15 protein-coding genes are annotated in these 21,232 nt (G+C 67.3%); 9 read left to right on the top strand and 6 right to left on the bottom strand.

What is annotated here, in order from left to right; all coding sequences use genetic code 11:
- The first annotated feature begins 526 nt into the window (after positions 1 to 526).
- Together mnmG and ACYVJ8_RS13200 are read left to right on the top strand one after the other, a co-directional pair.
- A complete protein-coding gene (gene mnmG / locus ACYVJ8_RS13205; protein WP_460713120.1) occupies positions 527 to 2,416 on the top strand; it encodes a tRNA uridine-5-carboxymethylaminomethyl(34) synthesis enzyme MnmG in 1,890 nt (629 codons plus the stop codon).
- A 30-nt stretch (positions 2,417 to 2,446) separates the two neighbouring features.
- The gene (locus ACYVJ8_RS13200; RefSeq protein WP_460713118.1) at positions 2,447 to 3,718 is read left to right on the top strand and encodes a sialidase family protein; all 1,272 of its coding nucleotides are present in this window, start codon (positions 2,447 to 2,449) and stop codon (positions 3,716 to 3,718) included.
- A 24-nt stretch (positions 3,719 to 3,742) separates the two neighbouring features.
- On the opposite strand, the gene ACYVJ8_RS13195 is transcribed toward ACYVJ8_RS13200, so the two are convergent.
- The 4 genes from ACYVJ8_RS13195 to glyQ all read right to left on the bottom strand — a co-directional run bounded on the left by ACYVJ8_RS13195 (position 3,743) and on the right by glyQ (position 12,775).
- Complete coding sequence (locus tag ACYVJ8_RS13195; protein ID WP_460713734.1) at positions 3,743 to 7,582, bottom strand: translocation/assembly module TamB domain-containing protein; 3,840 nt, start codon at positions 7,580 to 7,582, stop codon at positions 3,743 to 3,745.
- A 116-nt stretch (positions 7,583 to 7,698) separates the two neighbouring features.
- Entirely contained in the window at positions 7,699 to 9,669 is a 1,971-nt protein-coding gene (locus tag ACYVJ8_RS13190) for an autotransporter assembly complex protein TamA (protein WP_460713116.1), read from the bottom strand.
- A 74-nt stretch (positions 9,670 to 9,743) separates the two neighbouring features.
- On the bottom strand, positions 9,744 to 11,834 hold the full coding sequence (glyS, locus tag ACYVJ8_RS13185) for a glycine--tRNA ligase subunit beta (RefSeq protein ID WP_460713114.1): 2,091 nt from the start codon (positions 11,832 to 11,834) through the stop codon (positions 9,744 to 9,746).
- On the bottom strand, positions 11,834 to 12,775 hold the full coding sequence (gene glyQ / locus ACYVJ8_RS13180) for a glycine--tRNA ligase subunit alpha (RefSeq protein WP_460713112.1): 942 nt from the start codon (positions 12,773 to 12,775) through the stop codon (positions 11,834 to 11,836). Before glyQ ends, glyS begins: the two co-directional genes overlap by 1 nt.
- Positions 12,776 to 12,869: 94 nt before the next feature.
- On the opposite strand from glyQ, the gene ACYVJ8_RS13175 reads away from it, so the two are divergent.
- The 7 genes from ACYVJ8_RS13175 (at position 12,870) to ACYVJ8_RS13145 (ending at position 18,752) form a co-directional block, all read left to right on the top strand.
- Positions 12,870 to 13,592: a glutamine amidotransferase gene (locus ACYVJ8_RS13175; protein WP_460713110.1), complete on the top strand. Its 723-nt coding sequence runs from the start codon at positions 12,870 to 12,872 to the stop codon at positions 13,590 to 13,592.
- Positions 13,593 to 13,664: 72 nt separating this feature from the next.
- Positions 13,665 to 14,570, top strand: a complete 906-nt coding sequence (locus ACYVJ8_RS13170; RefSeq protein WP_460713108.1) for a hypothetical protein — start codon at positions 13,665 to 13,667, stop codon at positions 14,568 to 14,570.
- A gap of 167 nt (positions 14,571 to 14,737) precedes the next feature.
- Positions 14,738 to 15,253 (top strand): c-type cytochrome, encoded by a 516-nt coding sequence (locus ACYVJ8_RS13165; protein ID WP_460713106.1) that lies wholly within the window; start codon positions 14,738 to 14,740, stop codon positions 15,251 to 15,253.
- 115 nt (positions 15,254 to 15,368) lie between these two features.
- Complete coding sequence (locus tag ACYVJ8_RS13160; protein ID WP_460713104.1) at positions 15,369 to 16,052, top strand: alpha/beta hydrolase; 684 nt, start codon at positions 15,369 to 15,371, stop codon at positions 16,050 to 16,052.
- Positions 16,052 to 17,161 carry a cell division protein ZapE gene (zapE, locus tag ACYVJ8_RS13155; RefSeq protein ID WP_460713102.1) on the top strand — a complete coding sequence of 370 codons (1,110 nt, stop codon included), beginning with the start codon at positions 16,052 to 16,054 and terminating at the stop codon, positions 17,159 to 17,161. The genes ACYVJ8_RS13160 and zapE overlap by 1 nt, the downstream gene beginning before the upstream one ends.
- A 149-nt stretch (positions 17,162 to 17,310) precedes the next feature.
- Positions 17,311 to 18,276, top strand: a complete 966-nt coding sequence (locus tag ACYVJ8_RS13150; RefSeq protein WP_460713100.1) for a DUF3829 domain-containing protein — start codon at positions 17,311 to 17,313, stop codon at positions 18,274 to 18,276.
- An 83-nt stretch (positions 18,277 to 18,359) separates the two neighbouring features.
- Positions 18,360 to 18,752: a YybH family protein gene (locus ACYVJ8_RS13145; RefSeq protein WP_460713098.1), complete on the top strand. Its 393-nt coding sequence runs from the start codon at positions 18,360 to 18,362 to the stop codon at positions 18,750 to 18,752.
- A 58-nt stretch (positions 18,753 to 18,810) separates the two neighbouring features.
- On the opposite strand, the gene ACYVJ8_RS13140 is transcribed toward ACYVJ8_RS13145, so the two are convergent.
- Together ACYVJ8_RS13140 and ACYVJ8_RS13135 are read right to left on the bottom strand one after the other, a co-directional pair.
- The gene (locus tag ACYVJ8_RS13140; RefSeq protein ID WP_460713096.1) at positions 18,811 to 20,157 is read right to left on the bottom strand and encodes an APC family permease; all 1,347 of its coding nucleotides are present in this window, start codon (positions 20,155 to 20,157) and stop codon (positions 18,811 to 18,813) included.
- 91 nt (positions 20,158 to 20,248) lie between these two features.
- Positions 20,249 to 21,163, bottom strand: coding sequence for an alpha/beta hydrolase (locus ACYVJ8_RS13135; protein ID WP_460713094.1), 915 nt, complete (start codon positions 21,161 to 21,163; stop codon positions 20,249 to 20,251).
- Positions 21,164 to 21,232 lie beyond the last annotated feature (69 nt).

The raw sequence follows: 21,232 nt of genomic DNA, 5'->3' as shown, positions 1-21,232 counted from the left end.
CTTCTGAAGTGACGGCAAGCTGCAAACCACTGACCGGTTACGTCGCATTTCGACGCTCCGGGCCAGGTCGGTGGTGGCAAGCGCCCATGTCGGCGTCCGACGGAGAATCACGGATCCCCCCTGTTCCGCCTTCGTTGGACGCCGGCTCCTACCCTCCAGACGCGCCGGCTTAGCCACTCACTCCCGCTTTCGACCACGCGTATTCGCGACACAGGTCGCGCGGCGACCGCCAACACGGTCACGATTCCGGCGTCCGGGCAATAAAAAAGGGGCCGAACGTCCCCCGACATTCGACCCCCGTGCTTCCCCGCGAGCGCTTGGCCAGCCCCTGTTCCAAATCTAGCCGGCGTCGAGCGCCTGCCCCGCTGGGTGCAGGGAGGTATCGCAGGTTGCATGCCAACATTTCGCCCCAGCAGGCGACGGTCGCGACCGAGCCGCAGCGCGGAACCGGCAAGCAACTGATTGCTCTAGTAAAATTGCCAGCCATATCGCCGCTGCCCCGGCGTTCCCACACACAGGCACGACCTTGTCCCAGTCCTTCTACCAATACGACGTGATCGTGGTCGGCGGCGGCCATGCCGGCACCGAGGCGGCGCTCGCCGCGGCACGGGCCGGCGCGCGCACGCTGCTGCTCACGCATTCGGTGGAAACCGTCGGCGCGATGAGCTGCAACCCGGCCATCGGCGGCATCGGCAAGGGTCACCTGGTCAAGGAAATCGATGCACTGGGCGGTGTCATGGCGCGCGCCGCCGACGCCGCCGGTATCCAATGGCGGCGGCTCAACGCGAGCAAGGGCCCGGCCGTGCGTGCGACCCGCTGCCAGGCCGACCGCTCGCTCTACCGCGCCTTCATCCGCCGCACGGTAGAGAGCCAGCCCAATCTGACCCTGTTCCAGTCCGCCGTCGACGACATGCTGTTCGAAGACGGCAAGGTCATCGGCGTCGTCACCCAGACCGGCCTGACGTTCGCGGCGCCCGCCGTGGTGCTCACCGCCGGCACGTTCCTCGCGGGCAAGATCCACGTCGGCCAGACCACCTACGCCGCCGGCCGCGCCGGCGACCCGCCCGCGGTCGCGCTCGCGCATCGGCTGCGCGAAGGCCCGTTCGTGGTCGATCGCCTGAAGACCGGCACGCCGCCGCGCATCGACGGTCGCACGCTCGATTACTCGGTGATGGAAGAGCAGCCCGGCGACGACCCGCGTCCGGTCATGTCCTTCCTGGGATCGACCGCCGATCATCCGCGCCAGGTGTCCTGCTGGATCACGCACACCAGCGAACGTACGCACGAGATCATCCGCGGCGCGCTCGACCGCTCGCCGCTGTACACCGGCCAGATCGAAGGCATCGGCCCGCGCTACTGTCCCTCGATCGAAGACAAGGTCGTGCGCTTTGCCGAAAAGGCCTCGCACCAGATCTTCGTCGAGCCCGAAGGCCTCGACGTCGCTGAGATCTACCCGAACGGCATTTCCACGTCGTTGCCCTTCGACGTGCAGCTGGAGCTGGTGCGTTCGATCCGCGGCTTCGAAAACGCGCACATCACCCGCGCCGGCTACGCGATCGAGTACGACTTCTTCGATCCGCGCGGGCTGAAGGCGACGCTGGAGACCAAGGCGATCGCCGGCCTGTTCTTCGCCGGCCAGATCAACGGCACCACCGGCTACGAGGAAGCCGCGGCGCAGGGCCTGCTCGCGGGCGTCAACGCCGCGCGCTTCGTGCGCGGTTTCGACGGCTGGTCGCCGCGTCGCGACGAGGCCTATATCGGCGTACTGGTCGACGACCTGATCACCCACGGCACCTCCGAGCCATACCGCATGTTTACCTCGCGCGCCGAGTACCGCTTGCAGTTGCGCGAAGACAATGCCGATCTGCGCCTGACGCCGATGGGCCGCGAGCTGGATCTCGTCGACGACGCGCGCTGGGCCGTTTTCGAGGCCAAGCGCGAGGCGATCGAGCGTGAGAACACGCGCCTGTCCGCCGTATGGGCCGCACCCAACAACGCGCTGGGCCGCGAAATCAACGCGACGCTCGGCATCGAGATCACTCGCGAGACCAGCGCGCGCGACCTGCTCAAGCGCCCGGAACTCGACTACGCGAAGCTGATGCGGATCGCCTCGCTAGGTCCCGCGGTCGCCGATGCGGCCGTGGCCGAGCAGGTCGAGATCGGCGTGAAGTACTCCGGTTATCTCGATCGCCAGCGCGAGGAAATCGAACGCCAGCAGCGGCACGAGAGCACGCCGATTCCCGCCGGCTTCGACTACGCCGCGGTGCGCGGCCTCTCCGCGGAAGTCACGCAGAAGCTGCAGCGCGTGCAACCGCAGACGGTGGGACAGGCGCAACGCATTCCCGGCATGACGCCGGCGGCCATCTCGCTGTTGCTCGTGCATCTTGCGCGGCACGGTCGGACGCGGGTCGCCTGATCCGATGGCGGCGTGCGTTACGCTAGCCGGATGAAATCCTCGATCGCATTTCTCCTGCTGCTCACCGCGCCGCTCACTGCCTGCGATCGCGAAGGGCCCGTTGCCGGCCAAGCCACTGCCGCCGTACAGGCTCCTTCCGCACCGGCCAAGGTCAGCGTCAAGACGTGGCCCTTGCCCGTCGAAACGGCCGCGGCGCAGCCCGATCTGATCGCCACCCGCGATGGCCGTCTGCTGCTCGCCTGGGTCGAACCCCAAGGCAAGGACCATGCGTTGAAGTTCGCCACGTATGCGAACGGCACATGGAGCGCGCCGCAACAGATCGCGCGCGGCGACGACTGGTTCGTGAATTGGGCCGACACACCGCACATCGCCGCCACACCGGATGGTGCGTTATGGGCGCATTGGCTGCAGAAATCCGCGACCTCGAGCTACGCCTACGACGTGGTGCTCACGCATTCGAGCGACGGTGGCCACAGCTGGTCCGCACCGATGCGGGTGAACGATGACGGCAAGCCGGCCGAGCACGGTTTCGTTTCGCTATGGCCCGCATCGAACGATCGCGTGGGGATTGCCTGGCTCGACGGTCGCGAAACCGGCGGCGGCGAGGAACATGGCGGGCACGAAGGCCACGGCGGCGCGATGACCCTGCGCGCGGCCGCGATCGATGCGCAGGGACAGCGGCACGACGAAACGCGCGTTGATGCGATGACGTGCGACTGCTGCCAGACAGACGTCGCGACGACGGCGCGCGGTCCGCTGCTGGTGTTCCGCGATCGCACCCCCGAGGAAATCCGCGACATCTACGTCGCGCGCCTGCAGGCGGGAACCTGGAGCGAACCGCACGCGGTGCACGCCGATCGATGGACGATGCCCGCGTGCCCGGTCAACGGCCCATCGGTGGCGGCGAATGGCAACGAAACGCTGGTCGGCTGGTACACCGCTGCCGGCAACGTGCCGACGTTGAAGCTGGCGCGTTCCCATGACGCAGGCGATTCCTTCGCTGCTCCGGTGACGCTGGATTCGGGCGAAGCCGTGCAGGGCCGCGTCGACGTTGCACTGGGCGAAGACTCCGCCTGGGCGCTGTGGCTGCGCGAAGATGAAGCCGGGCAATCGCTGCAGCTGGCGCGCTATGCCACGGACCTGTCGCACGAACTTCAACGCATCGAGGTTGCAAAGCTGCAGGGACGGGGTCGCGGCACCGGTTTCCCGCAGCTGGTCGTGATCGGCGGCCAGGTTCAGGTGGTCTGGACCGACGTCATCGACGGCAAGCCCCGGCTGATGGGCGCGACCGTCGCGCAATAGGAAGCCAAGTCGCTGGATGCACTGCTACTTTTCCTTGCGCCAGTTGACCGAAGCACGGTTCTCCACCGTGCTCGACTCGATCTCGATGTCGAAGCCCTTGCGTAGCAGGTACTTCAGCGTCAGCACCTGGCCGGTGCCTAGCAGCGACACGCCGTAGCCGACGTACATGCGCGGCGAAAGGAACTTGCCGACGCCGAAGACGCTGCCGCCGAGCGCACGGCTCTCCATCACGCCGGCATCGTCGAGGCCGATCTTCGCGCCTAGCTGCGACGCAAGCAGGCTGCCGCCGGCCGACAGTGCGGCGTTGGCGGCGTTGAGCTGGCGGCTTTCGTCGCTGCTCGCGCTCGACAACGGGCGGCCCAACGCGAGATACGACAGTGCTTCCGATTGCGAACTCGCCGGATTGCTCCACACCTTCGCCTGGGGCGAGGCCGCGCGTCCGGTCACGTCGATGCCGGCCGTGACTCCGCCTACTTCGCGCTCGGCGCGGATGTTGAGGATGGGATCGGCGACCGGGCTGTTGGACCACACCAGTTCGCCGCGCGTGATTTGCAATTTCTGACCGTAGGCGCGATAGCGGCCATCCACATCGAGGCGTCCCGACGCGATCATTTCGCGGCCCGGCCGCGCACGCACGCGCATCTGCCCGCCTAGCGTGCCGTCGAGGCCGAATCCGGTCAGCGTGACTGCGTCGCCGAGCTTGATCGTCAGATCCATGTCGAGCGGTGAGGCGCCGGTGTCCTCGGGATTGACCGGATCGAGCACGACCACGTCGGGCGACGCCGAAACACCTTCGTCCAGGCGCTCCAGATCGATGCGCGCCGACGGCACGGTGACCGTTCCGGTGACTTGCAGCGGCTGCTTCGCGGCGTAGCGCACCTGTACGTCCGGATTGGCGACCGCGCGCAGGTCGCGCGTGTCCGACAACAGCACGTTGTCGCCCTTCAACGAAAGCACGAGCGGTGTGTCGTCGCCCTGCCAACCGAGCGTGCCGTTGATGTTGAGCGTGCCCTCGCCCGAACGCACGCTGCCGGCGATGCGCGCGCTGCCGTCGGGCAAAGCATCAAGGCGCACGTCGCCATCGCGCAATTGGATCGCGAGCGCGGGAAGCTCGGTGGCGAACCGAGTCAGTCGAGCGTTGCCGCCGAGCAGCGGCTTCGCCCGCGTTCCGCCGAGCGTGATGTGGCCCTGAAGCTGGCCGGTGGGCTCGACGATGTCGGGCGAGAACAACTCCATCCACGTGAGCTCGTCGGTGTCGATCCCGACTTCGCCCGACAGCGGTGCGTACCCATCCCAGCCCGTCGCGATGCGGGCATCGACGTGGCCATCTTCGTTGAGCGAGCTGTGCAGCTCGGCGGTGATCCGTTGCGGATCGAAGGTCGCACTGAGGTTCAGGCCGCCGTAACGCATGATCTCCGTTCGCGAGCGCTCGCTGAACTTCAGGCCGCCGCTGGCCGAAGTGATGTGCGCGGAGCCACTCCAGTGATTGCCGGCAGGGCGCAACTGCGCGGTCAGATCGATGTCGCCGCGCACGATCCATGGGCGTCGATCGCTGCGTTCAGGCAGATAGGGCACCAGCAGCGTCAGCGGCAGCTTGTCGCCGCGCACGTCGAGACCATGACGCGGCCAGTCGGCATTCGCGCACAGTGCTCCGCCGCCGCTGGAAGCAAGACAGGCATTGGACAACGCGCCGTTGCGGCCATCCCAGCGGAATTGCGCCGGTTGCTGCAATCGCCACTGCGCGCCCTTGACCGGCGAGAGCTGCAGCGATGCCAGCGCGCCCTGCCAGGTGTTGCCGCGCTTGGCGGCGTTGCCGCTCAACGCCAGCGTGCCGATCTCGCCGCGCGCCTCGCCTTGCAGCTGCAGGTTTTCCACGACGCCGCGCGCATCCAGGATGAGCGAATCCACCGGCGTGCCGACATCCAGACCGCTCGCGCGCACGGCGAGCGAGCCATTACCGCCGCGCCACGGCAGGCGACCCTGCGCGCTCATGCTCTGCGCGCGGTAGCCGGCGTAGCTCAGGCCGCTGCCGGTGATGTCGGCATCGACGTTCGGTGCATTGCGCGCGCCGGTGAGCTTCAACGTGCCTTGCAACGTGCCCGCGCCGTCGGGCAGCAGATCGTTGAGATGCAACGGGGCGAAGCTGGCCACGACGTCGAGTGCGTGCGCGACCTTGCCCTTGGCTTCGATGCGGCTGCCGCCGAGCGTCAGCGCGACGTCGCCCTCGTAACTGTCTGAAGCCGCAGGCGTGGCCGCACCGCGCATGAGGAAGCGACCGCGGCCCTGCAACGGACGCCCACGCAGACGTCCGCCGATCTGCGGCGCATCCACGGCGATATCGAGGCCGCCATCGCTGCGGGTCGTGCCGCGCGTGCTGAAGCGACCGCGCAGCGCGCCCGGCCAATCGGGTGCGAAGTAACCGGGGTCGAAACCAGCCAGCGTGGCCTCGATAGTCCAGCCGAGCGCCGGCTTCCAGGCCACGTCGCCGCGCGCATCGAGCGCGCCGCTCGGCATCTGTGCGTGCAGGTTCTTCAGATTCACGTGCGCGTCGTTGCCGCGGCCGTCGAAGTACACCAGCGCGCGCTCGCCATCGCGCGTGAGCGTGGCGCGACCGATTGCCGCCCAGTTCTGCAGAGTTCCGGCCAGGCCGAGGTCGGCATCGGCTGCGATCATCGGCGTATCGCTTGCCGCCTGCGTGGGCGTCTTCGGCGTGGTCTTCGCGCCGCCCCACTTCAGGCCGCGCGCGTTCACCGCGAAGCGCAGCGTCGCGTTCTCCGGATCATTGAAGTCGGCGCGGCCGCGCAGCACGACGTTGCCGTCGAACACCCGCAACGCCAGCGGCTTGGCTTCGAGGATCTGGTTCTCGATGCGTAGCTTCGACGGCAACACGGTCGCGGTGAAGCCGCCGCCCTGCGCGTCGCGCTGCGCGAACTCGCCCTGCAGATTCATCTCGCCGCCGACACCATCGGCGTCGAAGCGAAGGGCCATCGGTGTATCGGATGGCTTGCCTTCGGTGAGCAGCGCGATGTCGAGCGCTTCGGAGTGTGCACGCAGTTTCCAACGCGGCTGCTCCTTGCCGTGCAAGGTCAAGGTGGCGCGCACGGGCCCCGGCGCACGGCCGGCGACGCCTACATCCATGCGCGACAGATCGCCGCGCGCCACCAGACCCAGCCGCGGCGCGGTCGTGCCCGCCTGCGCCGGCAATACGGCCGTAGCGACGAGATCCATCTTATAGTCGTCGCGCGGCGCGTAATCGCCGTGCAGGGTGAAGCGGCCGCGATCGGTGTCGGCATCGAGCGACTCCACATGCAGCCGTCCCGCACTCGCATCGAGGCCGGCGCGCAAGCGGCGCACGTCGATCATCGGCTTGCGCTCCTGCGTCACCCGCAGCCCGTCGATGCGCACGTCGTCGGCTTGCAGCGCGAGCGGGGGGTTGATCGCCGGCAGCGACTCGGGCCAGCGCGGCAGTTCGAACGGCTCGTCGCTCTCGGGGATCTCAAGCGTCGCGCCTTCCAACTGCAGTGCATCCAGACGCAGGCGGCGGCCGAGCAGCGGGCGCAGCGCAGGGTCGAGCGTCACCCGCTGTGCGGTGAATTCAAGCAGACGAGGATGCGCCGGATCGCGCTGGCCGTGCCGGTCGGCCATGACGTAGGTGAAGCGCACGCCATGCAGCACCAGTGGTCCCGAGGCCGGCCCCTCCGCGCGTTGCCACGACAACTGCGCCTCGGCCGGCAAGCGCTGTTTGATCTGCCCCAACAACACATCGCGGCCACCGACGGTCCCCAGTAGCCAGTACAGCGCTGCAGCGAATGCCAACGTCAACGCGCCGGCGGCGATGCTGCTGCGGATCGCCAGCCAACGCATGCGCGCGCGGCGCTTGGCGCGGAGTTCGGCGATGCGCGCTTCGTGCGCGTCCCGCTCATCCTGAGCTTGTCGAAGGAGCTCTTCCGGCGTCATCGTCGTCGGCCGCTTGGTCGCCATCACAGATCCGCGCCGATGTTGAGGTAGATCTCGTACTGCGAATCCGGGTCATACAGGCCGTGCGCGATATCCAGGCGCACCGGCCCCACCGGCGAGCGCCAACGCACGCCGAAGCCGACGCCGGTGTGGAAGTCGGGCGCGTCGTTGTCGAACGCATCGCCGCTGTCGACGAACGCCGCCGCGCCCCAGCTGTCGTTGAAGTAATGCTCGAACTCGACGGAGCCGGTGAGCACGTTCTTCGCACCCAGCGCGTACTTCTTGCCGGTGTCGTTCATCAGCGTCGGGCCGACTTCGCGATACGCGTAGCCGCGGATACTGCGGTCGCCGCCGGCGAAGAAGCGCAGGCTCGGCGGCATGTCGACCAGGCCGTTGGTGAAGGTGTAACCGGCCTCGCCGCGCATGATCAAGCGGTTGCGATCCCCCATGCCGCGATACCAGCGGCCGAGCGCCCACGCCTGCAGGAAGCTCGCATCCGAACCCAGCCCACTGAGGCCGCCGCGCAGCTCGAGCGTGAGGCCGAACGCATCGCGCGGAAACAGACGATTGTCCGCATCGACGTATTCGCCACGCAACGACGGATACACGAAGGTCGCGTAGTTGTACGCAACCGGCGCAAGCGCCGCATTGGTGGTGTTGGAAGTGGTCACATAGGCCCAACGCTCGCGCAGCGCGTGCAGCGAAGCGACCGCATTGAGGCGATCGTTGACCTGGCCGCTGCGGCTTCCCACCAGCTCGATCTTGCGCGTATCGATGTAGTCGGTCTGCTCGTCGTTGAACTGCGCGCTGATGGTGTACCAGCCGTCGAGCCAGGCGAACGCGGGAATGCGGTACTGCACCGTCGCGGTTTTGCGCTTCTCCGCCCAGTCGATCTGGCTGAGCAACTTGTGGCCGCGATTGTTGAGATAGCGCCGCTCGATGCCGAAGCGCACGCCGGCGCCGCTGTCGGTACCGTAGCTGAGGCCGGCGGTATAGATGCTGCGCTTGGCCGGGGTCAGCGTGACCTTGATCGGCACGCGGCCGTCGACGGCGTTCTCCGGTTGCGGCTCGATGTCGATGCCGGCGAAATAGTCGAGCCGCGCCAGCGACTCGCGGAAACGATCGAGCTTGCCCTGGTGGTAGTAGCTGCCTTCGTCCCAATAGATCAGGCGCTCGATCAGGCTGTCGCGAATGATGCGCTTGGGCGTCTGCGTGATCGTCATCGGCCCCATGTCGTAGCGCTCGCCGCTGGTCCACACCAGGTCGATGTCGGCGGCGTTCTCCGCGCGCGTCACCGCGACCTGGCGCGTGGCGAAATCGGCATCGAAGTACCCGCGCTCGGCCAGGCGGCGGGTGACGCGCGCCTTGCTCGCCTCGTACAGGGTGTGATCGAAGACGTCTCCGGTCTGCGGTAGGAACTTGCCCAGGTCCTCGCGCAGGTATTTATCTTTTCCGCCCTCGCCTTCGATGGCGACATTGGCGCGACGCACGGTGACCGGTTCGCCGAGCTCCACGGTAATCGTCACGCTCACCGGCGACGTGTTGGCGCGGCGCTCGCCCGGTGGCGGCGTTTCGCCGGTGGCGGACGGCGGGGTGGCGGCATTCTCCTCCGGTACGGCGCTCGGAGCGGCGGCGCCGGTGTTCGCGCCCGCGGTTCCATTCCCGGCCGGCGCCGGCGTCGATGCCGAATCGTCGACCACCGTGGTCACGCCGTCGCGGGTGCGTTCGACGGTAATGTGCGGCGAGTAGTAGCCGAAGGGCTCGAGTGCTTCGCGGGTTTCGTTCTCGGCTTCGCGCAACAGATAGGCGAGGCGCCGGCCGGAGACGTCCTTGCCGATCGCGTCTACGAGCGACAGCGACACGCGCACGTTCAAGGCCATCGTTTCATCGAGGCCGCGCACGTCGACGCTGGCGACCGTAGCCGCTTGCACGCCGCCGGCGAGAGGCAGAGACAGTAGGCCGGCGGCGAGCAATCGGGGGAGGCAGCGACGCATCGCGCGAGGATACCGGGGGCAGGTCAAGAGAGGATTAACAAGCCGGGATCCATTTTTGATTTTGTCATTCGCGATCAGATCGACAGATGCTCGATCGCCGCCACACTGCCCAGGCGGTCGCTCAAACGCTTCAGCAAGGCCAGGCGGTTATTGCGCACGGCCATGTCGTCGACGTTGACCATCACCTTGTCGAAGAAGGCATCGACCTGCGGGCGCAGGCGCGCAAGGCGGCCGAGCACGGCGACGTAGTCGCGGCTGCGCAGTTGCGCCTCGGTCTCGGCGACCGCAGTGTCCACCGCCTCGGCCAGCTCGCGCTCGGCCGCTTCGGTGAAGCGCGAGGGATCGATCGCGGTGGGCAGTTCGCCTTCGGCCTTCTTCAGGATATTGCGGATGCGCTTGTTGGCCGCGGCGAGTGCTTCGGCCTCGGGCAGGCGCGCGAACGCGGCGATGGCCTTGAGGCGGCGGTCGAAGTCAAGCAGCGAGGCGGGACGCAGCGCCGCCACGGATTCGAACTGCTGCACCGGCACGCCCCGATCGGCGTAGTAGCCACGCAGGCGGTCGATGATGAATTCGCGCAGCTCTTCGATGTTGGCCGGCGCCGGGCCAGCCTTGTCTAGTGCGATCGCGCCGACGGTGTCGCGCGCCTTGGTGAGCATGGCATCGAGATCGAGATCGATGCCGCCTTCGATCAGCGTGCGCGCCAGACCGAGCGCATTGCGCCGCAGCGCAAACGCATCCTTGTTGCCTGTCGGCTTGAGGCCCGCGGCGAAACCGCCGGTGAGCGTGTCCAACCGCTCCGCAATCGCCAGCAACTGCCCCAGCTTCGACGGCGCAATCGCATCGCCCGCAAAACGCGGCATGTAGGCCTCGTCGATCGCATTGGCGACTTCGAGCGGTTGGTTTTCCACTGCGGCGTAGTAACGGCCGGCGATGCCCTGCAATTCCGGGAACTCGTTGACCAGGCGCGACTGCAGGTCGGCCTTGGAGAGTTCCGCGGCACGGCGCGCAAGCTGCGCATCGACGCCGACCTGCGGCGCAATCGCCTCGGCCAGCGCAGCCACGCGCGTGACCTTGTCCGCGACGGTGCCGAGCTTGGCCTGATAGGTGACAGTCTTCAGGCCTTCGGCCATCGAGGCCAGGCCCTGCTTCATGTCCTCGACGAAGAAGAACTGCGCGTCGGCGAAGCGCGGGCGGATCACGCGCTCGTAGCCCTTGCGCACTTCGGCTTCGTTCTTCGATTCGATGTTGGCGATGCCGATGAAGCGTTCGCTGAGCTTGCCGTCGCCGTCTAGCACCGGGAAGAACTTCTGGTTGGCCTCCATCGTCGCGATCAGCGCTTCCTGCGGCACGGCGAGGAAGTCGCGATCGAAGCTGCACGCGATCGCCTTGGGCCATTCGGTCAGGCCGTTGACCTCTTCGAGGATGCCTGCGTCGATGCGCGCACTGCCGCCGCCGGCCTGCGCGCTGTGCTCTACCTCACTGACGATGCGCGCGCGGCGCTCGTCCGGATCGACCAGCACCTTCGCGCCGAGCATCGCCTCCACGTATTCACCGGCGTTGTTGATCCATACCGCCTTGTCGTGCAGAAAGCGGTGGCCGCGGCTCATGCGGTCGGCACGGATGCCGAGCACTTCGCCGGGGACGACGTCCTTGCCCAGCAGCAGCACCAGCCAATGCATCGGCCGGGCGAAACCGTAGTCGTGATCGCCCCAGCGCATCGGCTTGGGGATCGGCATCGCCGCGATCGCTTCGTTGATGATTTCCGGCAGCAGCGCCGCGGTCTCAGCACCGGGCTTCACCGAACGGTGGACGAAACGCTCGCCCTTGTTGTCGCTGGTCTTCGCAAGCTGGGTCCATTCCACGCCCGCCTTCTGCGCGAAGCCCTGCAGCGCCTTGGTCGGTTCGCCGTTCGCGTCGAGCGCGATGTTGAGGTACGGCCCCAACACTTCGGACGTCTGTTCCGGCTGCTGCGTGGCGACGCCGGGCAGGCGCACAGCCAGGCGGCGCGGCGTGTACAGCGGCTTGGCTTCGCCACGGTCGAAGGCGACGCCGCGCTTGGCAAGACCGTCCAGCACGCCGTCGAAGAACGCCTGCGCCAGACCCGGCAGGGCCTTGACCGGAAGTTCTTCGGTGCCCAGTTCAATCAACAGAGGCTGCATGCTCATCACGCGGCCTCCTGCGTCGACTTCGACTTGTTCAACACCGGGAAGCCGAGCTTCTCGCGCTGCGCGTAGTACGCCTCGGCCACGCCCTGGGCGATCTTGCGCACGCGCAGTATGTAGCGCTGGCGTTCGGTCACCGAGATCGCGCGGCGCGCGTCGAGCAGGTTGAACGAATGCGAGGCCTTGCAGACCTGGTCATAGGCCGGCAGCGGCAGGCCCAGCTCGATCAGCTTCTGCGCTTCCTTCTCGCAGGCGTCGAAGCGGTGGAAGAGTTCTTCCACGTCGGCGTGCTCGAAGTTATAGGTGCTCTGCTCGACTTCGTTCTGGTGGTAGACGTCGCCGTAAGTAACAGGCGTGCCATCCGGGCCGTACGTCCAGATCAGGTCGTAGACGTTGTCGACGTTCTGCAGGTACATGCACAGGCGTTCGAGACCGTAGGTGATCTCGCCGAGCACCGGCCGGCACTCCAGACCGCCGGCCTGCTGGAAGTAGGTGAACTGAGTGACTTCCATGCCGTTGAGCCAGACCTCCCAGCCCAGGCCCCAGGCGCCCAGCGTAGGCGACTCCCAGTTGTCCTCGACCAGGCGCAGGTCGTGCACCAGCGGGTCCACGCCCAGCGCCTTCAGCGAATCGAAGTACAGCTCGACGATGTTGTCGGGCGAGGGCTTCATCACCACCTGGTACTGGTAGTAGCGCTGCAGGCGGTTCGGGTTTTCGCCGTAGCGGCCGTCGGTGGGACGGCGGCAGGGCTGCACATAGGCGGCGTTCCACGGCTCCGGGCCCAGCGCGCGCAGGAAGGTGGCCGGGTGGAAGGTGCCCGCGCCCACTTCCAGGTCCAGGGGCTGGATCAGCACGCAGCCGCGCTCGGCCCAATAGGCGTTGAGGCGCTGAATCAGTTGCTGAAACGTGGGCGGCTGCGAGGCCGGCGCGCTGGGTTGTGACATGGATTCGGAAAGGCCGCGGGGCAAAGCGCGGTAGTATAGCCGCGAGGCTCGCCGCCACTGGTTTTCCGCTGCTTTTCCACGCTTTGCTGCCGTCGTGAACTCTCCGTTCCTTATCCTCGAAACCGGCCAACCGGTCGCGTCCATGCGCCGCCATCGCGGCTTTCCCCATTGGATCCGCGTCGCCGCCGGCTTGGAGCGCGACGAAGCGGTGGTGGTGAACGTCGAAGCCGGCGAGGTGTTGCCCTCGCGCGAAGGCTTCGCCGGGGCGATCGTCACCGGCTCGGGCGCGATGGTCACCGACCGCCAGGCATGGAGCGAGCGCTCCGCCGCATGGTTGCGCGACGCCGCCCACGATGGCCTGCCGCTGTTCGGCATCTGCTACGGCCATCAGCTGATCGCGCATGCGCTCGGCGGCGAAGTCGATTACCACCCGGCGGGCCGGGAAATGGGCACTGTGCAGTTGGAGCTGCATCCACAGGCCGAGCATGACCCGCTGTTCGCGGGACTGCCGACGCAGTTCCCGGCGCAGGCCACGCATCTGCAGAGCGTGCTGCGCACACCCGAAGGCGCGACGGTGCTGGCGAAGTCGGATCACGATGCCTGCCACGCCTTCCGCTGGGGCGATCGCGCCTGGGGCGTGCAGTTCCATCCCGAATTCTCCGCGACGCACATGCGCGGCTACGTGCGTGCGCGCGAAGAGGCGCTGACCCGCGAAGGTCGCTGCCATAAGCAGGTGGCGCGCGGCGTAAGCGCGACGCCGCACGCGCGGCTGGTGCTGCGCCGGTTCGTGCGCCACGCGCGCGGGCTGTCGCGCTGAACTGAACTTGGACTTTCCCGAACGTGGCCCCATCTTGCGGCTGCTTCCTTTCCCCCTGGAGCCGATTCATCGATGAGCACTCGCGCCAACGGACCGCTGGCTGGCCTGGCCTGGCTGAAGCGCGGACTCAATGTCGGGCGGTACAACCCGCGCGCGATCTTCGGCGGGGCGGCGGTGCTGATGATGGCGGCCATGGTGCCGACCGTCCTGCAGGTGCTCGCGCATTCCGCGCTGCAGCCGGGCCCGGGCGCCGCGGCGGTCATCGCTGCATTGGCTACCGTGCTCAGCGTGCTCCTGCTCGGCCCGCTGATGGGCGGCTACCTGCGCGTGATCGATGCCAGCGAACGCGGCGCGTCCGCGCATGCGGCCGACGTGCTGGCGCCGTTCCGCGACGCGCACGACCTCCGGCGCATGATCGCCTTCAGCTTCGTCATGTTGCTGGTGCAGCTGGGCGCGTTCTCGCTGCTTATGGCGATCTTCGGCAGCGTGCTGGAGGCGTTGCAGGCGTGGTCGGCAAACCTGGCCGAGCTGGTGCAGAGCGCGAAGCCCGGTCAGCAACCGCCGCAGCTGCCGGCGCCGCCCGAAGGCCTGGGCGGGCTTTTCAGCCTGGCCGGCCTGTTCGCGTTGTTCGTGGCGGCGGTGTTCGCGATCGGACTGGGACAACTGGCCCTGCGCGGCCGCAGCGTCGGCGCGGCCCTGCTGGAAGGGCTGTCCGGAGCCGCACGCAACCTGTTGCCGCTGCTGGTACTGGCCCTGGTCGCCTTCGCCGCGGTGATGGCGGCGAGCGTCGCCGCGGTGCTGGTCGTCAGCATCCTCACCTTGCTGCATCCGGTGCTGGGCGCGCTCGGCCTGCTGCTGTTCTATCTGGTCGCCATGCTGGCGCTCTATGCGGTGATGTTCGGGGTCATGTACCACTTCTGGCGGGACGTGGCCGGCGACACCCCGCCTGCGGCCGCGATTGCCGGCTTCGAGGCCTGAGCGCCCCTCCGCGCGCCGCGTTTTTATGGATCGGGCGCCCCATCGCAGCGGAAAACTCGCGCCCGCCCCGTGCTTCTGGAATAATTCGCGCTCTTTGACCCGTCGGGCGCCGCCCGATCGCGGCCCGGAAAACACGTCTCAGGCATTGCTGTAGGAACCCGTCCCTCGTGCGCAATTACGACCTCGAATTCCTCAAGAAATTCTCCATGGTGATCGGCTTCCTGGTGATGGTCACCTTGGGCCTGATCGTTGGTGCCTACTACGTGCACCAGAAGCTGCCGGTGGAAGTGAACCCGGTCGCGGTCAAGCGCCAGCAGGAGCGCATCGCTCCGGCCGGCGCCGTCTACGCGGGCAGCACCGGCGCCGCGGCCCAGGCTTCGGCCCAGGCGGCCGCCGCCGCGAAGGCCGCTTCGCAGGTCGCCTACGGCGGCACCACCGACGGCTCGGTGATCTTCGGCCAGCTGTGCACCGGCTGCCACACCTCCGGCGCCGGCGGCGCTCCGACCCTGGACCAGGCCCATTGGGGCCCGCGCATCGCCCAGGGCAAGGACACGCTGTACAAGCACGCGCTCGAAGGCTTCACCGGCAACGCCGGCGTGATGCCGGCCAAGGGCGGCAACCCGGCCCTGAGCGAAGCGCAGGTCAAGGCCACGGTCGACTGGATGGTCTCGAACCTGAAGTAAGCGATCGCTTCGCGATCCAGCAACGCCGCCTCAGGGCGGCGTTGTCGTTTGTGGGGAATGGACTGCGCGGGTCAACGCCATGCCCCTGTACAGCCGCGCCCGTAGAATGAACGCCATGAACGCCCCCTCGTTCCCCAACGAATCGATCACGCTCGCCCTGCCCGGTCCCGTCGGCGACCTCGAGACCGCCGTCGACCTGCCCGAAGGCCCGGCCCAGCCGATCGTCGCGATCGTGTGCCATCCGCTGCCAACCGAAGGCGGCACGATGCACAACAAGGTGGTGACGATGGCGGCGCGCGCGCTGCGCGAATCGGGCATCGCCACGGTGCGCTTCAACTTCCGCGGCACCGGCGCCTCGCACGGCCACTTCGACCACGGCCAGGGCGAATCCGACGACCTGCGCGCCGTCGCGCAGTGGGTGCGCGAGCACCGTCCCGACGCGCAGTTGTGGTTGGCCGGCTTCAGCTTCGGCTCGTACGTGACGATCAAATGCGCGGCCGAACTCCAGCCGGGGATGCTGATCTCGATCGCACCACCCGCCGCAGGCCGCAGCTGGGACTTCAGCACGATCACGCTGCCGGACTGCCCGTGGCTGGTGATCCAGGGCGATGCCGATGAAGTCGTCGATCCGCAGGCCGTCTACGACTGGCTGGAATCGGTGCAGCCGCAACTGCGGCTGCAGCCGGAAGTGGTGCGCATGCCCGACACCAGCCACTTCTTCCATCGTCGATTGATGGACCTGCGCGGCGCGATCAAGACCGGCGTGCGGCCGTACCTGCCCAACCCGGTCGCCGATTGATGGCGTCAGGCGCTTCGCTGCCTTCGCAGCGCTACGCCGAAGGCGTTGCGCGCGGCGACTGGAACGACGATCCCGCGCAGCATGGCGCGCTGCGCGAGCTCGACCGCCTGCACGCGCTGCTGGTGCAGCCCGTGAAGCGCGGGCTGTTTGACACCCTGCTCGGCAAGAAATCCGAAGCACCGCGCGGCCTATACCTATGGGGCGGCGTCGGCCGCGGCAAGACCTTCCTCATCGATCTGTTCTTCGACGGATTGCCGATCGCGGAAAAGCGCCGCACCCACTTCCACCGCTTCATGCGCGAGGTGCACACGGCGCTGCGCAAGCACGCCGGCGAGAGCGACCCGCTGGCGAAGATCGCCCACGAATGGCGCGGCCAGCTGCGCGTCCTGGTCCTCGACGAATTCTTCGTCAACGACATCGGCGACGCGATGCTGCTCGGGCGCCTGCTCGAACGCCTGTTCGCCGAAGGCGTCGCCCTGGTCACCAGCTCCAACACCGCGCCGCAGAACCTGTACGCGCACGGCCTGCAGCGCGAGCGTTTCCTGCCGGCGATCGCGCAGTTGCAGGCGCACACAGTCGAACTGCTGCTCGACAGCCCCAACGACTACCGCCTGCGCGCGCTGACCAAGTCGCCCGTCTACCGCGCACCGCTGGATACGCAGTCCGACGACTGGCTGGCCGCGCGCTGGCGCGAGCTCACCGCCGGCCTACCGCAGGATCCGTGCGTGAATGCCGCAGGCATGATCGAGATCGATGGCCGCGAGATCCCCGTGCGCGCCACCTGCGAAGGCCATGCCTGGTTCGACTTCGTCGCCCTATGCGAGGGCCCACGCGCGGCCAGCGACTACATCGAAATCGCGACCGAACATCACACCGTGCTGCTCGGCGGCATCCCGCAACTCGACGACACCCGCAACGATGCGGCGCGTCGCTTCGTCCATCTGATCGACGAGCTGTACGACCGCCACGTCAACTTCGTCTGCACCGCCGCGGCTGCGCCGACCGAGTTGTATGTGGGCAGCAAGCTCAACCATGCGTTCGAGCGGACGACGTCGCGGTTGATCGAGATGCAGTCGGCGGAATACCTGGCCCTGGAACATCGCGGCTAAGCAGCGGCGCCCCACATTCCCTCGTTCGCGGATTGGCAACCTCGTGTTGCGCGAATCCGCTCTATCGAGAACGTTCGGCTCAGCCAGGATTGCTGGGCGGGATGTCCAGTAGCCCCGCCTACATTCGAGCAGAACGACAGGGGATTCCCATGAACCGACCCATCACCGCATTGATCGCCGCAGCACTATTGACCGCCCTCGTTGGGTGCGGTGAGAAGAACGGTCACAAGGGGGGAGTGGCCTCCATTCTCGCCTCTGCCCAGGCTGGCGCGGAAAGCGCCAAAGGCACCGACACGGATGACGCTTGGGACGAGAAGGTCCAGGCCTACATCACGGTGGGCAACGGCATGCGTCCGTCTTACGGAAACGCAACCCTCGCCCAATTTGCTGAAGAACGAAACGCCGAAGGGGCCGCGCAAGTCGCTGCTGGCAATTTCAAGGCGATCCGCCAAAACAACTTTTTCACTGACTTCCACCTGCAGGAACTCAAGAAGGCGAAAGCCATGCCGGGTAAAACCCCGGAACTGGATCACGCCGCCGAGGCCATGATTGCGCTAGTGGACCAGTACGTGCCGGCATGGAACGAGCTGGCCGAATACAACGAGGCCAAGCGCTACGAAGACGACGGCGGTGCCAAGGGCAAGGAGCTACTGCTCAAGTACCGGGAAGGCCTGCCTAAGCTCGACGCCGCCATGGCCGCATTTAGCGCGCAAATCGATGTTGCCTCCAAGATTGCGGGCCAAAAGTCGCTGGCCAAGTTCAAGGCCCAAGGCAAGCTGCTGGAAATGAACACATGGGAGGCGCTGGGATCGGCGGAAAAGGTGGTCGATCTGTTCGACGAGGCGGAAGACTTCAGGAACGAGGCGAAGGTCAAGGAAGCCAACGGCCACATCGCCGCTATGGAAACCAGCTTGACCGGGTTGCGCACTGAGCATGAGAAGCGAAAAGCGCAGAAGGACTCTTTGCCGACGATAGATCACTACGACAGAATCGGGGACTATTTGACCAAGCTCGCTGGCCATTACCGCGAAGCGAGAAAGGATCCTTCAAAATTCAACGACGTCGTGGCTGACTACAACAATGCAGTCGACGAGCTGAACGGGATGAGTCGTTAGAACGGGCGAAACAGCAGTTGCAGGTGTCACGCCCGTTTTCGCTCTGCCGGCGACAATGCGCCAAACTCCACCGGAGCACCCGCATGCCCAAAGACCAAGACGCAATCCGACAACTGGTCGCCACCTGGATGAAAGCGACCCAAGCCGGCGATACCGCCACGGTGCTCGATCTGATGTCCGAGGATGCGGTGTTCCTGGTGCCCGGCCGCCCACCATTCGGCAAGCGCGAATTCGCGCAGGCCGCGCAGACGCAGTCGGCTTCCGCCATGAAGTTCGATGGCCGTAGTCAGATTGAAGAGATCCAGGTGCATGGCGACTGGGCCTTCATGCGCTCGCACCTGACCGTCACCGCGACGCAGCCCGGGCAGGCGCCGGTCGTGCGTGCCGGACACACGCTGACCGTGCTGCGCAAGGAGCAAGGCCGCTGGCGGTTGGCGCGCGACGCGAACCTGCTGGTCGCGCAGCCATCGCCATAGGCGTCCTCCCGCTACACACGGCGCTTCCACCGCGTGGCGGTTGCGCGCGTCGTTCCGATCAGGCGGCGCGGTTGTCCGGGGCGCGATTGCGCAAACGCAGCAAGGCGTAAGTCACTACCAGCACGGCGAGCGCAATGCCGATCGCCGTCCATTCCTTACGCGTGAGCGTGGCAGTGATCGCCACCATGGCCGCGATAGCCAGCAGCGGAATCAGGAAGCCGCCCGGCAACACGAACGGCCGGTCACCACGCTCGCGCAGATCCAACGCCTGCGCACGCCATGCGGCGAGGCTGACCAGGCCGTAGACCAGACAGATCGCGCCACCGGAGATCAGCGCGAGCGCGTCGAAGTTGCCCGCGATCGCCAGCGCCCAGGCCAACAGCGCGTGCACCGCCAACGCCCACAGCGGCACGCGATGCGCCGCGCTCACCGAGCCGAAGATGCGCGGCAGATAACCATCGCGGCCGAGAGCGAACACCAGCCGCGCCGTGCCGAAGAGGTTGCCCATCAGGAAGCCGGCCATCGAAATGCACGCCGTGATCAGCAACAACACGCGACCCGGCGCCCACAACGCGCCGGCGGTGTCGGCGACGGGTACGCCGCTCTTCGCCAAACCTGCACCGAGCAAACCCTGGCCGACGATCTGCAACGTCAGATATAGCAGCACCACCAGGAGAATGGCGATCAATGTGGCGCGCGGCACGTCACGTGCGGGATCGTTGATCTCGCCGGACGGCACCAGCGCGGTTTCCATGCCGGAATACGCGAACATCACCAGCACCATCGACGCACCCAGGGCGCCCCACGACGGCACGTCGCCGATCGCGAAGCTCACCTGCGACCAATCCACGAAGAACAACCCGATAGCGGCCAACGCGAACAGCGGCGTCAACTTCAACGCCGCCAGCGTGGTGATGGCGCGCGCGCCCAGCTTCACGCCGAACGCGTTGAGTGCGAACAGCCCGCCGTACACCGCCGTCAGCAGCAACGCCCGCGGCAACGGCGGCGCCAAGGCCGGCACGAGATTGGCGACCTGCACCGACAGCGCCGCGGCGACGCCCGCGCTGGAAGTGAAATTGCTGATCCACATCAACGCGCCGCCGACGAAGCCAGCGAACGGGCCGAAAGTCGCACTGAGATAGCTGTACGGCCCACCGGTCACCTGCACGCGGCTGCCGACCGCGGCGAAACACAGCGCGATCGGAATGATCGCCAGCGCACCGGCCACCAAGGCCAACGGCGCGGCCGCACCCATCTGCGTCGCCAGTGCCGAGGGCATGCGGAAGATGCCGCCGCCGACGATCACATTGATCACCGCCGCGGTCAGCGCGAAGGAGCCGACCGCGCGCAGCAGCGCCGCATCGCCTTGCAGCGCCGAGGGACGGGGGGATGCGGAATCGTTCATCGGCGGACGCCTGGCGGAATTGCCGGCAGGGTCGCATGCGGCCGCGCCGGCTCCAAGTGCGGACGCAGCATCTGCTCATGCACGATGCCCGCTAGAGGGATTGCAGGAAGCGATCCACCGCCGCCGTGTACGCGGAAGTCTTCCCGAGTTCGGCATTGATTTCGCCGTGGCTGAGGTCCTGCTCGAGCACCTGCGCGCGGCGACCGAGCGCTTGCGCCTTCGCGACGAAGGCGTGCGCCCGTGGGCACGAGTCCGCGCGCCGCGACGAGCACACGGCGAACACGGGCACGCCCGGCGCCCTCAGTTGCGCGTAGGGCGAGGCGGCGCGCCAGTAGGTGCGGTCCTGCCCGAAGGCCTCGTCATACAGTTTCGGGTGCCGTTGTGCCATGAGTGCTTCGGTATCGAGTGCGGCGCTGTCGAGCAGCACCACTCCACGCAAAGGCTTCGCGTTCGCCTGCACCAGCATTGCTGGCGCAGCCGCCAGCAGCGCGCTCAAGTGCGCACCGGCGGAGTGCCCCATCAGCACGAAGCGGCTCGGGTCGCCGCCCCAGCGCGCGCTTTCGCGTTGTGCCGCGCCGATAGCATCGGCGACGTCGCGCGCCTGGGTGAGCGGATCGGCGTCGGGCAGCATCCGGTAGTTGGCCGAAATCACCACGTAACCCTGCGCGGTCCAGTGCTGGACCTTGGCCGCCACCACGTTGGCCGCCTCCTTGTCGCCACGCTTCCAGCCGCCGCCGTGCACCAGGAAGAGCGTAGGGGCCTGCTGCGCGCCACGCGGCGCATAGACGTCGTAGCGCTGGGCGCGATCGCCGCCATAGGCCTGATCGCGCCACACCTGCACGTTGCCGGGAATAGCCGCCGGATCGACCGGCGCCGTGCGTCGCTGGGCCATGCGCTCCATGATCCGTTCGCGCAGGCGGCCACGCGCCTCCGCATCCGGCAGCGAAACCGCCGCCGCGATGCACAGACCGATACCCACCGCCGCTACCCGCCAGGAAATGGCCATCCGCATTCTCCGCTGCGCGCGCTACGCGCCCGACGATGGCAACGCACGGCCGCGCATCCGGTTGACGCC

The organism is Lysobacter terrae, from assembly GCF_054782215.1.
The sequence above is the reverse complement of the archived record's forward strand: the minus strand, read 5'-3'. Positions and strand labels throughout refer to the sequence as shown.

Coding starts and splice junctions, on each gene's coding strand:
- ACYVJ8_RS13200 (WP_460713118.1), top strand. CDS start 2,447: ATGAAATCCTCGATCGCATTTCTCCTGCTGCTCACCGCGCCGCTCACT.
- zapE (WP_460713102.1), top strand. CDS start 16,052: ATGGCGTCAGGCGCTTCGCTGCCTTCGCAGCGCTACGCCGAAGGCGTT.
- ACYVJ8_RS13135 (WP_460713094.1), bottom strand. CDS start 21,163: ATGGCCATTTCCTGGCGGGTAGCGGCGGTGGGTATCGGTCTGTGCATC.
- ACYVJ8_RS13140 (WP_460713096.1), bottom strand. CDS start 20,157: ATGAACGATTCCGCATCCCCCCGTCCCTCGGCGCTGCAAGGCGATGCG.
- ACYVJ8_RS13160 (WP_460713104.1), top strand. CDS start 15,369: ATGAACGCCCCCTCGTTCCCCAACGAATCGATCACGCTCGCCCTGCCC.
- glyQ (WP_460713112.1), bottom strand. CDS start 12,775: ATGTCACAACCCAGCGCGCCGGCCTCGCAGCCGCCCACGTTTCAGCAA.
- glyS (WP_460713114.1), bottom strand. CDS start 11,834: ATGAGCATGCAGCCTCTGTTGATTGAACTGGGCACCGAAGAACTTCCG.
- ACYVJ8_RS13195 (WP_460713734.1), bottom strand. CDS start 7,582: ATGCGTTGGCTGGCGATCCGCAGCAGCATCGCCGCCGGCGCGTTGACG.
- ACYVJ8_RS13145 (WP_460713098.1), top strand. CDS start 18,360: ATGCCCAAAGACCAAGACGCAATCCGACAACTGGTCGCCACCTGGATG.
- ACYVJ8_RS13190 (WP_460713116.1), bottom strand. CDS start 9,669: ATGCGTCGCTGCCTCCCCCGATTGCTCGCCGCCGGCCTACTGTCTCTG.
- ACYVJ8_RS13170 (WP_460713108.1), top strand. CDS start 13,665: ATGAGCACTCGCGCCAACGGACCGCTGGCTGGCCTGGCCTGGCTGAAG.
- ACYVJ8_RS13150 (WP_460713100.1), top strand. CDS start 17,311: ATGAACCGACCCATCACCGCATTGATCGCCGCAGCACTATTGACCGCC.